This is a genomic window from Bacillus mojavensis (assembly GCF_012648005.1).
GTDB lineage: Bacteria > Bacillota > Bacilli > Bacillales > Bacillaceae > Bacillus > Bacillus mojavensis.
The window spans coordinates 1889746-1904500 of the sequence record NZ_CP051464.1 but is presented as its reverse complement, the minus strand read 5'-3'; the positions used below and the strand labels follow the sequence as shown (position 1 = coordinate 1904500).

The following is a 14755-nucleotide window of genomic DNA, read 5'->3' as shown; positions in this document are numbered from 1 at the left end:
AGGGAGATATGAACATGACAAAAGCGAATTCAATTCAGGATATTTATCCGCTGTCTTATATGCAGGAAGGAATGCTTTTTCATTCCCTCCTGCAAAAAGATTCACGGGCATATGTTGAACAAGCCTCTTTTACAATAGAGGGCGATGTTAATTTACAGTTTTTCCAAGAGAGCATCAATGCTTTAGTAGCAAGACATGACATTTTCAGAACGATTTTCATCAGCCAAAATGTCTCTTCACCTCAGCAGGTTGTTCTGAGAGAACGGACTGTCAGTGTACTGGAGGAGGACATTGCTCATTTAGATGAAGCGGGCCAATCTGCGTTTGTCGAACAAATAAAAGAAAAGGACCGCGCCAAAGGGTTTCATCTGCAAAAGGATATGCTCATGCGCATCACACTTATTCGAACCGGAAAGCGGCAATATACTTGTATTTGGACCTTTCACCACATCATGATGGACGGCTGGTGCCTCGGCATTGTACTAAAAGAATTCCTTCAGATTTATGCATCAAAAATAAAAGGGGCTCCATTATCACTGGAGCCCGTTCAGCCATACGGAACTTATATCAATTGGCTGATGGAGCAAGACAAAGAGAAAGCTGTTTCCTATTGGGACAATTATCTTTCCGGCTATGAGCAGCAAACCCTGCTTCCGAAGCAGAAAAAAACAAAAAGTACAAGCGGGCAGGAGCAAATTACATTTTCATTTTCAAAAGAAGACAGCAGCAGGCTGTCAGAGCTTGCCGTAAGAGAAGAAGTCACACTCAGCACGATTTTCCATACCCTATGGGGGATTCTCCTTCAAAAATATAACAATAGTGATGACGCGGTATTCGGTTCTGTCATGTCAGGAAGGCCCTCAGACATTGAAGGAATTGAACAAATGGTTGGGCTTTTCATCAACACAATTCCCATACGGCTACACGGATCAAAAAGGCCATTTTTACAGCTCGTAAAAGACATGCAAAAGGATCGCCTTGCTGCAGAAGCGTACAGCTACCATCCCCTATACGAGATACAGTCCCGTTCAGCAGTCAAGCAAGGTTTGATAGATCACATTCTTGTATTCGAAAACTATCCGGTGCAGAAAGAAATAGAAATGCTGAACAGCCAGGAGCACGATTCAGATCTTTTTCAGATTCATAACTTCACAGTGGCGGATGAAACCAATTACAGCTTTTATCTCATGGTCGCGCCAGCGGAAAAAATCCATATAAAAATGAGCTATGATGCAGCACTGCATGACCGATCCTTTGTGCTTTCTGTTAAGGAGCATCTGTTGAACACTGTTTCTCAAATCTTAGATCATCCGCATCTCTCACCAGCGGACATCGATATCACAACAGACAATGAAAAGCTGCAGTTGGTTGGGGAAATCAAAGATCACACACCAGCTTATGAAACCATCCATGCCCTGTTTGAAAAACAGGCAGAAAAGACGCCTGACGCGCAGGCTATAATTGATCAAGCACAATCTCTGACCTATAAAGAATTGAACGAATCCGCCAACAGATTGGCACGGCATTTGCGGAAAAAAGGCGTTATGAGGCAGGAACCTGTCGCAATCATGATGGAACGCTCAGCTGAGTTCATTACCGGTGTTCTCGGTATATTGAAGGCTGGAGGCGCCATTGTTCCAATCGATCCCCATTATCCGTCTGACAGAATCCATTATATTCTGAATGACTGCGGCTGCTCTCATGTCGTTTCACAAGCGCGTTTTGCTCCTTTGCTTGAGACTGGCCTGAATGTTACCTATATGGAAGATACTCAAATCGAAGACGGCAGCTGCTTACATTCAGTGAATAGTGCTGACGATCTGCTCTATATGATTTACACATCAGGCACAACAGGAAAACCAAAAGGCGTTCAATTTGAACATCGAAATATGGCGAACTTGCTGCAGTTTGAATTCACTCGCTCTGGCATTGACTTTCAAAATAACGTTTTGCAATTTGCTACTCCTGCCTTTGACGTCTGCTATCAAGAAATATTTTCAACATTGCTGGAAGGCGGCACACTTCATATCGTACCTGAAGCTATTAAAAGAGACGTGCCTCAGCTGTTTGCATTTATAAAAGAGCATCAGACGGCTATTGTGTTTCTCCCAACAGCTTTTATCAAAATGATTTTCAGCGAACAGGAATTTGCGAACGCGTTTCCTCGTGATGTAAAACACCTAATTACAGCCGGTGAGCAATTAATCGTTTCCAGTCTCCTCCAAGATGTTTTGCGTCAGCGCAACATGTGCTTGCATAATCATTATGGACCTTCAGAAACTCATGTAGTGTCGGCATATACCATATATCCGGGTGACCAAATTCCTGAGTTTCCTCCGATTGGCAAACCGATTGATTGTACTGATATGTATATTTTAAATCGCCAAAAACAGCTGCAGCCTCGGGGAGTATCAGGAGAACTTTATATTTCCGGTTCAAGTGTCGCCAGAGGTTATATCAATAACGATAAACTGACGCGAGAGAAATTTTTACCCGATCCCTTCAGGTCCGGAGCTGTCATGTACCGAACGGGAGATGTAGCGAGAATTCGTGAAGATGGCAATTTTGAATATATCGGTCGAGCCGACGATCAAGTGAAAATCAGAGGTTATCGAATCGAGCCGCAAGAAATAGAAATCGCGTTAATGAATCATCCGGAGGTAAAAGAAGCTGCTATTCTTATCCGGCAAAATCAAAGCGGAGAACATGAGTTATGCGCCTATTATAGCAGTACGCACAGGCTGGATTCCTCGGCTTTGCGACAATATCTGGCAAGTGAGCTCCCAGAATATATGATTCCGGCCAAATGGGTCTCGGTTGACAGCATCCCTTTGACGCCGAACGGGAAAGTCGATCAATCAGCTCTTCCAGAACCGGAAGCTTCAATCAGCAGTCATACATACGCTGCTCCGCGGAACCTGTTAGAGGTAAAGCTTTCACAGCTGTTTGAAGATGTGCTGAAGGAAGGCTCAATCGGCATTCACGATAACTTTTTTGACCGCGGCGGACACTCGTTAAAAGCAACGGTGCTTGTGTCGCGAATCGCCAAGGAATTTCATGTGCAAGTCCCGCTGAAGGACGTATTTGCCCATCCGACAGTGGAAGGATTGGCTCTTATTATTCGAAATGCAGAGGAAAATCCTTATGCGGCGATTGCACAGGCAAAAGAACAACCGACGTACCCAGTATCATCAGCTCAAAAGCGGATGTACGTGCTCCAGCATCTAGATAATGGCGGTGTCGGCTACAACATGCCGGCAGTTTTAGAACTTGAAGGGAAGCTTGATCGCGAAAAATTGGCTGCTGTATTCAAGGAACTGATCAGCCGGCATGAGCCGCTTCGAACGTCCTTTGTGCCGGGAGAAAACGCCGAGCCCGTACAGCGTATTCACAGTGAAGTTCCGTTTACGTTAAGTGAGGAAGCCTCTGCTGCTGGATTTGTCCGTCCATTTGACCTCAGTCAAGCGCCGTTATTCAGAGCTGGCCTTGTGAAGCTTGCGAACGAGAAGCATTTGCTGCTGGTGGACATGCATCATATCATTTCTGATGGTGTATCCGTTCAGCTGTTAATCCGCGAATTCACTGAGCGCTATGCAAATCGGACGCTTAAGCCGTTACGAATCCAATATAAAGATTACGCCGTTTGGCAGCAGGAATTTCAAAAGGGAGACACATACAAAAAGCAGGAGACTTACTGGCTGAGACAGTTTAGCGGTGAGCTGCCGGTGCTTGAGCTCCCAACAGACAAGCGCCGACCGGCAGAACGGAATTTCTCAGGCGGAAAAATTTTATTTCAAATGAATGAAGAAATCACATCCCGCCTGAAGCAGCTAGCCCGCAAAAATGGGAGTACGCTGTACATGACGCTACTCGCATTGTATTCAGCTTTTTTGTCGCGGTTAAGCGGTCAGGAAGACATCGTGATTGGTTCGCCTATTGCCGGACGCCCGCATGCCGATCTTGAATCGGTCCTTGGCATGTTCGTCAATACATTAGCGCTTAGGACGCACCCAGCCGGCAATAAGACATTTACGGATTTTCTGAAGGAAGTCAAGCAGACTGCCCTGGAGGCCTATGAGCATCAGGATTATCCGTTTGAGGAGCTGGTTGATCAACTCGGTGTGCAGCGGGAAATGAGCCGGAATCCGCTGTTTGATACAACCCTTGTGCTGCAAAATATGGAAAAGCAAACACTGAAAATGAATGATTTGCTGCTTAGATGGAACGATTTGCAGCATCCGATATCTAAGTTCGATATTTCCCTGTATGTCACGGAGCATGAAGCTGAGCTGTACTGTCAGTTTGAATACAGTACCGCTTTGTTTGAAAAAGATACCGTTCAAAGATGGGCCGACCTTTTTATAACACTTGTGGAAAACACGGCTTCCAGTCCTGAGATGGAATTGGACGATATTCCGATCCTGACAATAGCAGAAGAAAGGTCCTTCATTGACTCATGCCATCCGCTTGAAGAGACAGGCTATCCGTTGAATCAGACCTTGCACCATACACTCGAACAGCAAGCGGCAAAAACACCTGACCAACCGGCTGTAATCTTTGAGGACGGAGCGATAACTTACAAGGAATTGAACGAACGGGCGAACCGTGTAGCCTGGGAGCTGATCGACCGCGGAGTAAAAGCCGAAACGACTGTTGCCATTATGGGAAGGCGTTCCCCTGAAATGCTGATCGGGATTTATGCGATTCTAAAAGCAGGCGGCGCTTATCTTCCTATTGACCCGGATTATCCAGAGGAACGGATCCGCTTTTTGCTGAAGGACAGCGATTCTGGGATTCTCCTTATTCAATCTGACAATCTAGACATTCCGGCTTTTAATGGAGAAATCGTTCATCTCAGTCAATTAAACAACGGGCTGACACATCGTGTATCCAATCCAAATGTTGAAGTCTATCCGGATTCTTTAGCCTATATGATTTATACATCCGGCTCTACTGGAAGACCTAAGGGGGTACAGGTTGAGCATCAATCTGCAGTGAATTTTATGAATTCCCTTCAGTTCCGCTATCCTTTGAATCAATCGGACGTCATTTTGCATAAAACGTCGTATTCCTTCGATGCTTCGATATGGGAGCTGTTTTGGTGGCCGTACGCTGGCGCCTCTGTTTATCTGCTTCCTCAAGGAGGCGAAAAAGAACCGGACATGATATTGAGGGTCATAGAAGAACAGCAGATTACCGCGATGCATTTTGTGCCTTCTATGCTTCATGCGTTTTTAGAATATCTAAAAAATGGCCCTGTACCGATCAAAACGAACAGGCTGAAGAGAGTGTTTTCTGGAGGCGAACAGCTAGGGGCTCATCTTGTCTCTCGGTTCTGTGAATTGCTGCCAGATGTTACATTAACCAATTCCTATGGTCCTACCGAAGCTACTGTAGAAGCGGCATTCTTCGATTGCCCGGTTGATGAAAAACTTGACCGCATTCCCATTGGCAAACCTATTCATCATGTCAGATTGTATATTCTGAACCAGAAGCAGAGGGTGCTGCCTGCTGGATGTATCGGGGAATTGTATATCGCCGGAGCCGGTGTCGCCAGAGGCTACTTGAATCGCCCGGAATTAACAGAAGAACGTTTTCTTGATGATCCATTTTATCCGGGTGAACGCATGTACAAAACGGGTGATTTGGCGCGCTGGCTGCCTGACGGACAGGTGGAATTCCTCGGCCGTCTGGATGACCAGGTGAAAATCCGCGGCTACCGGATTGAGCCGGGAGAAATCGAAGCGGCGCTCAGAAGCATAGAAGGCGTGCGGGAAGCGGCTGTGACTGTTCGTACAGAAAGCGGCGAGGCGGAATTATGTGCGTATGCAGAAGGGCTCGGAAGAAACGAAGTGCGCAAGCAGCTTGAGACACTGCTTCCGGGCTACATGATTCCTGCTCATATCATTGAGATGGAACAATGGCCGGTTACCCCGAGTGGAAAGCTCGACCGAAAAGCGCTGCCTGCTCCTGACGGAGCGGCAGATCGGGAAACCTACACAGCGCCGAGAAATCTGACAGAGATGAAGCTTTCCCAGCTGTGGGAGGAAGTGCTGAAAAGCGGACCTGTCGGCATTCACGACAACTTTTTTGACCGGGGCGGCCATTCCTTAAAAGCCACCGCGCTTGTCTCCCGGATCGCCAAGGAATTCGGCGTCCAGGTGCCGCTGAAGGAGGTATTTGCCCATCCGACGGTAGAAGGTTTGGCTTCTGTCATCAGCGAAGGAACGGAAAGTCCGTATGAAGCCATTAAGCCGGCAGAAAAACGCGAGTCCTATCCGGTTTCCTCCGCCCAAAAGCGGATGTATGTGCTCCAGCAGCTGGAGGATGGAGGCACAGGCTACAATATGCCGGCAGTCTTGGAGCTGGAAGGAAAGCTGGATCTTACAAGAATGGATGTCGTATTCAAAAAGCTGATCAAACGCCACGAGTCACTGCGGACGTCCTTTACAACGGACACAGACGGCGAGCCGGTTCAGCGCATCCATGAGGAAGTGCCGTTTACATTCCACACCTCTGTGCTCGGCGGACAAACTGAACAGGAGGCCGCGGCATCGTTTATCCAGCCGTTTGATCTCAGCCAAGCTCCGCTGTTCCGAGCGGGAATCGTCAAGATATCAGACGGGCGGCATCTATTACTGGTCGATATGCATCACATTATTTCAGATGGTGTTTCAGTCAATACGCTCATTCGGGAATTCGGAAAGCTGTACGCCAATCAGGAGCTTCCTCCGCTTCACATTCAATATAAAGACTATGCCGTATGGCAGGAGGCCTTTAAAAAAGGAGACACGTACAAGACGCAGGAGGCGTACTGGCTGAAGCAGCTCGAAGGCGAGCTGCCCGTACTGGACCTGCCGGCTGATTACGCCCGGCCGCCGGTGCGAAGCTTCGCGGGTGATCAAGTTTCATTTACGCTCGATCAAGAACTCACAGCCGGGCTTCACAAGCTCGCACGCGAGAACGGAAGCACCCTGTACATGGTGCTCCTGGCAGCTTACACAGCATTATTGTCACGCTTAAGCGGACAGGAAGACATCATCGTCGGGTCGCCTATTGCCGGACGTCCTCACAAGGACCTTGAGCCGATACTTGGAATGTTCGTCAACACCCTGGCGCTTCGGGCACGCCCGGAGGGAGGGAAGCCGTTTGCGCAATTATTGCAGGAAGTTCGCGAGATCGCATTGGAAGCTTATGAGCACCAGGATTATCCGTTCGAAGAGCTTGTCGACAAGCTCGGCATAACGCGGGATATGAGCCGAAATCCAGTGTTTGACGCCATGTTAGTCGTACAAAATACAGAGCAACAGACTTTGGAGCTGGATGACATACAACTCCAGCCGGCCAGCGCTTCTCATCATGTTTCTAAATTTGACATCACATTGCAGGCTTCTGAGGGTGACGAGCAAATTCATTTACAATTTGAATATTCGTCTGCTCTTTTTCAAAAAGCAACGGTAAAACAATGGACATATCATCTGACAAATTTGCTGAGCCATATCGTCGAAAACCCGAACACCCTTCTTAACGATATCGACATTCTGACTCATGAAGAACGAAACAAACTGCTGAATGAGTTTAACAGCGGCCAAGAAAATGAACATAAAGGGCAAACAATCGATCACCTGTTTGAAAAACAAGCAGCGCTGACTCCGAATGCTCCTGCACTCGTCAGCAGAGAAAACACGCTCACCTATCAGGAACTGGACGAATGGTCCAATGGCATTGCATGGGCACTGCGTGACCGCGGGGTTAAACCGGACACACCAGTCGGAATTATGATGCCTCGTTCGTTCAGCATGATTGCAGCCATTCTGGGCGTTTGGAAAGCCGGCGGCTGTTATGTCCCGATTGATCCGGAATACCCGGCGGAACGGAAACGCTATATACTCGGCGACAGCAGAACCAAACTGCTCATCACTTTACCTGCTGCGGACCAAGAAGCACTTGAAGATTTTGAAGGTGAGATATTCGCCCTAGAGAACGCGGAGACATACGACGGATCACCGCTTCCGCAAGTGTCACGCCCTCAGCATTTGGCTTATATCATTTACACTTCAGGAACGACAGGCCAGCCTAAAGGAGTGATGGTCGAGCATAAAGGAATAGCCAACACCCTGCAGTGGCGGCAAAACGCTTATGCTTTGAATGAGACAGACACAGTCCTTCAGCTCTTTTCTTTTTCGTTTGACGGCTTTTTAACAAGTATGTTCACACCGCTTTTGTCAGGTGCAAAGACAGTGCTGCCTGATGAAAACGAAGCGAAAGATATTTTGTCCATTAAGCATGATCTATCTCATCATCGAATTACACATATGATTATCGTCCCTGTTTTATATCGGGCGCTTTTGGACGTCCTACAGCCGGAAGATGCAAAGACGCTTAGAGTAGTCACGCTTGCAGGAGAAGCAGCTGACCGGGAATTGATAGACCGCAGCATGGCAATATGTCCGAATACAGAGCTAGCAAACGAATATGGGCCGACAGAAAACAGTGTGGCAACCACAGCCATGAGACATATGGAACGGCAGAAAAACGTATGCATCGGCCGGCCGATCGACAATACTGAAGTGCTGATTTTAAACCGGGATCAGCTTCAGCCAATCGGCGTTGCCGGCGAGCTTTGCATAGCAGGAACAGGGCTTGCTAGAGGGTACGTCAATCTTCCGGAACTGACAGCAAAAACGTTCGTTCAGCACCCATTCCAGCCCGAAAAACGCATGTATCGAACAGGTGACGCAGCCAGATGGATGGCAGACGGTACGATCGAGTACTTAGGACGATTGGACGATCAAGTCAAAATCAGAGGCCACCGTGTAGAAACGAAAGAAATTGAATCGGTTATCCGCCGTATAAACGGAGTAAAAGAGGCCGTTGTCCTTGCTCGCGAAACAGCGCCTGCTCAAACCGAATTATGTGCTTATATTGTGGCAGAGCAAGACTTCAATACAGAAATGCTGCGTGCCGAATTAAAAAAACAGCTGCCTTTATATATGATGCCGGCGTTTATTCAAACGCTGGACACGCTTCCTTTGTCACCAAATGGCAAGCTGGATCGCCGGGCACTTCCAGAACCGGCATTCAATCAAGTACGGACATTTCATGCACCGAACAGCGAGATGGAACAAAAACTGGCAGATATATGGGGTGAAGTGCTCGGTGCAGAAAAAATCGGAATTGACGCTTCGTTCTTTGAGCTCGGAGGAGATTCCATTAAAGCGTTACAGGTGTCAGCACGGCTTCATCGAATCGGGAAACAAATGTCGGTTAAAGATTTATTCAGTCATCCGACAATTAAAGAACTGGCAGCCTATATTCGTGATTCCGATACTATTGCCAGTCAAGCTCCGGTTGAGGGTGAAGTACAATGGTCACCTGTTCAGAAATGGTTCCTTTCTCAAGATATAAAAGAGAAACACCATTTTAATCAATCTGTTATGCTGCATCGGAATGCCTCCGTCCAAGAAGACGCGCTGCGCAAAACGTTAAAAGCCATCACCATTCACCACGATGCGCTGCGAATGGTGTTCACACAGTCTGAGCAAGGCAAATGGGTTCAATATAATCGGCCGGTCAGTCATTCAGACGACGCACTGTACAGCCTTCAGATCATCAATCTTAAAGGTTCAGAAGTCAATGCATATGAATCTCTTATGAAACACCATGTACGTGGCATTCAACAGAACATAGATTTGGAAAAAGGGCCGCTATTGCAGGCCGGACTTTTCCGTACAGATGACGGAGACTTTTTGTTCCTAACGGCTCATCACTTCATCGTTGACGGCATCTCATGGCGTGTCCTGTTGGAGGATTTGGCAACCGGATATCGTCAGGCTGTAAAGGGAGAAGGCATTGATTTGCCGCCTAAAACTAGCTCTTTCAAAGCATATACGGAAAAACTCGCCGACTATGCTGAAAGCCGTCAGCTTATGAAACAGCTCGCCTATTGGCGCGAAGCTGAAGAGTATCAGGCAGAAGCACTGCCGTTTGATCAAATAAACGATCAAACGTTAAATCAGAGAAAACGGGAAACAGTTTCATTCTCTCTCAATACAAAAGAGACGGAGGCGCTTTTAAAAAGCGTCAACCGCACATATAACACAGATACGCAAGATATGCTGCTGGCTTCCGTAATTCTAGCTTTGCGGGATTGGACGAAACAATCCGCCGTCAAATTGTCATTAGAAAGCCACGGACGCGAGGATGTGTTAGACGGCATAGATGTCAGCCGCACGGTTGGATGGTTTACTGCCATTTATCCGTTATTCGTCAAACTAGATTCAGACTTGACCGACAAGGATCAAGAAGAATACTTGGTTCATGTGTTAAAAACAACAAAAGATACACTGAGACGCGTACCGGACAAAGGATTCGGCTACGGTGTACTCAAGTATTTGACCCCGCCTGAGAAAACTGACGTCGATTTCAGCGGCACAACGGAAATCAGCTTCAACTATCTGGGTCAATTTGAAAACAGCCGTACAACTGAAGCGCCTGATGAAAAAACCTTCTCGTTTTCTCCACTCGGGACCGGAGAAGATATCAGCACCTCTTGGAACCGTGAGCAAACGCTTGATATCAGTGCGATGGCAGCAGAAGGAAAAATGACAGTCAACATGACGTATGAAACATACCGTTTCCAGCACAAAACAATTGCACAGCTTTGTGAGAATTGCCATCACTACTTACTGAAGCTGATTGATCACTGTCTGAACAAAACAGAAACAGAAAAAACCATCAGTGATTTTGATGATCATGAACTGACCGAGGACGCACTCCAAGAGATCGCTGATATGCTCAGTTTTCACTAATGAAACCGTATAGAAAGGTGCAGGCCATATGGGGAAAACCAAAAAAATCAAGAACATATATCCTCTGAGTTATATGCAGGAGGGCATGCTGTTTCATTCCTTCCTCCAAAAAGAGGAGGGAGCATATGTTGAGCAGTCGCTCTTTACGATAAAAGGAAACCTTAGCTATGAGATGTTTCAGCGCAGTATTCAAGCCATCATCGACCGCCATGATATCTTCAGAACCGTATTTCTGCCGCACGTCCCCAATTTATCGGGGCCTCGGCAGGTCGTGATGACAGAACGGAAATTCCATTTGCACAATGAGGACATTTCCAGCCTGCAAACGAATGAGCAGAATGATTATATTGAACAGTTTAAAGAGATAGATAAGGAAAAAGGGTTTGATTTGCAAAAAGACATGCTGATGCGGATTTCTCTGCTCAAAAAAGCGGATAATGAGCATGTCTGTGTCTGGAGTCATCATCACATCTTAATGGACGGCTGGTGTCTCGGGATCATTCTGCAGGAATTTATGCAAATCTATCAATCTATCCATACAGGAAATCACCTTTCTATGGAGCCTGTCCGTCCCTACAGCACCTATATTTCTTGGCTGACAAAACAAGACAAAGAAACGGCAGCGGACTACTGGCGTGCTTATCTGAAAAACTACAGCACCCCCTCACCGCTGCCTCGGGTGACGGACAGAGAAGCAAAAGAAGGGTATTACCGCGAAGAATTAATTTTCACTCTACATCAAAAGCTGACGGACAAGCTGAAAGAGACCGCCAAACAAACAGGCGTCACGCTTGCCACCTTTATTCAAACGGTCTGGGGTGTCATGCTCCAGCGCTACAACCGAACGGACGATGTCGTTTTTGGCGCAGTCGTTTCAGGCAGACCATCTGAAATCCCGGGTGTTGAGTCAATGATCGGATTGTTTATCAATACGGTTCCGGTTCGTGTTCAAACAGGCAAAGAAGAAACGTTAGCAGAACTGCTCACCCGCTGTCAAAAAGATATGCTGGACGCCGAGCCGTTTACCTGCCATCCTTTATTCGATATTCAGGCAAACACCGCCTTAAAACAGGAACTGATTGACCACATTATTGTCTTTGAAAACTATCCATTACAGCAAAAAATGGCTGACTCAGCTGATCGGATTGATTCACCTCTGCAAATAGACAATGTAAACGTGTCTGAACAGTCAGGGTACAATTTTAACCTTGTCGTTGCTCCCGGTGATGAACTCGTCATCAAGTTCAGCTATAATGCGCACGTGTATGATGCTGCCTGGATGACCTGCATCCAAAGACAGCTTACACAAGCGTTACAAGTTGCTGCAGATCACCCTGACATTCCCGTTGCAGACTTTTCCTTTCTTGATCCGAAAGGAAAAGAGCAGATGCTGACACAATGTAACGACACTTCGACGGAGTATCCGAAAAACAAAACAGTAATAGATCTATTCCGCGAACAGGCAGCAAAAACACCAGATCAAACGGCGCTAGTTTACGGAAATAGGTCCATCTCTTATCGTGAGCTCGATCAAAAATCGGATGCACTGGCCAGAACATTGTATGAAAACGGGCTGCGCCGAAACGGGACAGCGGGTATTTTGGCTGGTCATTCTCCTGAATTCATCATTAGTGTACTGGCTGTTTTAAAAGCAGGGGGGACATACCTTCCTCTTGACGCGGAGCTTCCGCCTGAACGGATCAGCTATATGCTCGACGAGACAAAAGCCGCTATGCTGATTGTTCAAAAAGGACTGGAGCCAAACACAGCGTTTGCAGGAACCTTCATTTCTGCAGATGCAGAGGCGCTGATTGAAGAACATACGAAACCTTTGGAAATCGTCACTGGCCCGGATGATCTCGCGTACATCATGTATACTTCCGGTTCGACAGGCCGGCCTAAAGGCGTCATGGTCACCAATCGCAATGTCGTGTCCCTTGTTTGCAACAGCAATTACACATCAGCTTCTGTAAATGACCGCTTTATCCTGACAGGATCCATCAGCTTTGACGCCGTCACCTTTGAAATGTTTGGGGCTCTTTTAAAAGGAGCAACTCTGCATATCATTGATAAATCAACAATGCTGACACCAGATCTTTTTGGCGCGTATTTACTTGAAAACAACATCTCAGTGCTGTTTTTGACAACTGCTCTTTTTAATCAGCTGGCACAAGCTCAAGCTGACATGTTCCGCAGGCTTCATACGCTATATGTCGGAGGCGAAGCGCTGTCGCCTGAGCTTATAAAAACTGTCAGACACGCGTGTCCGAAGCTTTCGCTTTATAATATCTATGGACCAACGGAAAACACGACGTTCTCAACCTTTTTTGAGATTAAAAGAGACTATACGACTCCAATCCCGATCGGGAAACCGATCAGCAATTGTACCGCTTTCATCTTAGATGCAAAAGGACGTCTCTTGCCAATAGGCGTTCCCGGAGAGCTATGTGTCGGCGGTGACGGGGTGGCAAAAGGCTATTTGAATAGAGATGATGTAACAGCTGCCGTTTTTTCTCCTGATCCTTTCATACCTGGAAAAAGAATATACCGTACCGGTGATTTGGCGCGATGGCTGCCAGATGGGAATCTAGAATATATCAGCCGGATTGACAGGCAGATTAAAATTCGCGGAAAACGGATTGAACCCGCTGAAATTGAAGCGCGTCTGTTAGAAATTGAAGGGGTCCGTGAAGCAGCAGTTACATCGGTGGAAACAGATGGAGAGGCGCAGCTATACACGCATTATGTTAGTGATGGCAGCAGAAACGAAAAGGAAATTCGCGCTGCATTGGCACGTGTGCTTCCTGACTACATGATTCCGCAGCGCTGGGTCCGGGTTGACCGTATGCCGCTTACTGGAAACGGAAAAATCAATCGCAGCGCACTTCCTATTCCTGAAAACGAGCCTGAAAATCGTCAGGATCTTACACCGCCCAGAAACTGGGTCGAACAGGAATTGATGCAAATTTGGAAAAGCGTACTCGGTGTCAAAACGATCGGAATACATGATGATTTCTTTGCTGTTGGCGGACATTCACTAAAAGCGCTTCAAGTGATACACATGCTTAAACATCATCAGCATATTGATATACCAATCGATGTCTTATTCGAAAATCCGACGATCGCCCAGCTTGCGGATAAGCTTTATTCTAATCAGCTGACAGCGGCTGGCGAACAGCATGTGATCCAACTGAACGAGCAAGGCGGAAAAAACCTTTTCTGCTTCCCGCCGATTTCAGGCTTCGGGATTTATTTCAAAGACTTGGCACTACAGCTAAATCACAAAGCAGCCGTGTATGGCTTTCATTTTATTGAGGAAGACAGCCGCATCGAACAATACGTCAGCCGCATCACCGACATACAGCCAGAAGGACCGTACGTTCTATTAGGCTACTCCGCGGGCGGAAACTTGGCTTTTGAGGTCGTACAGGCTATGGAGCAGAAAGGATTAGTAGTCAGTGACTTCATTATCGTAGACGCCTACAAAAAGGATCAGTCTATAACAGCAGATACCGAAAAAGACGACTCAGCCGCATACCTGCCGGAAGCAGTCAGAGAAACAGTGATGCAGAAAAAAAGGTGCTATCAGGATTATTGGGCTCAGCTAATAAATGAAGGCCGCATCAAGTCAAACATTCATTTCATTGAAGCTGGCATTCAGTCGGAAACAAGCGGCCCGATGGTATTACAGAAATGGCAAGACGCCTCTGAGGAAGGCTATACCGAATACACCGGGTACGGCGCGCACAAAGACATGCTGGAAGGTGAATGTGCTGAAAAGAATGCAAACATCATACTTGATATATTAGACAAGATTACGTCAGATCAAAAAATGCTACCAAACAAGCATTAAACAAATGCAGGCCGGACGGAAGCGATTCTCTGTCCGGTTTTCTTTTTGCAAGAGAGTCGCGCATAAGAATGGATGCAAAAATGCGGGGAAT

2 protein-coding genes are annotated in these 14755 nt (G+C 46.9%); both read left to right on the top strand.

Annotated features, from left to right (window positions below; genetic code table 11):
• Window positions 1-14 precede the first annotated feature (14 nt).
• Window positions 15-10811 (top strand): fengycin non-ribosomal peptide synthetase FenA, encoded by a 10797-nt coding sequence (gene fenA, locus HC660_RS09845; RefSeq protein ID WP_168747974.1) that lies wholly within the window; start codon window positions 15-17, stop codon window positions 10809-10811.
• A gap of 28 nt (window positions 10812-10839) precedes the next feature.
• Window positions 10840-14664, top strand: coding sequence for a fengycin non-ribosomal peptide synthetase FenB (fenB, locus tag HC660_RS09840; RefSeq protein WP_168747973.1), 3825 nt, complete (start codon window positions 10840-10842; stop codon window positions 14662-14664).
• The last annotated feature ends 91 nt before the right edge of the window (window positions 14665-14755 follow it).

Coding starts and splice junctions, on each gene's coding strand:
- fenB (WP_168747973.1), top strand. CDS start 10,840: ATGGGGAAAACCAAAAAAATCAAGAACATATATCCTCTGAGTTATATG.
- fenA (WP_168747974.1), top strand. CDS start 15: ATGACAAAAGCGAATTCAATTCAGGATATTTATCCGCTGTCTTATATG.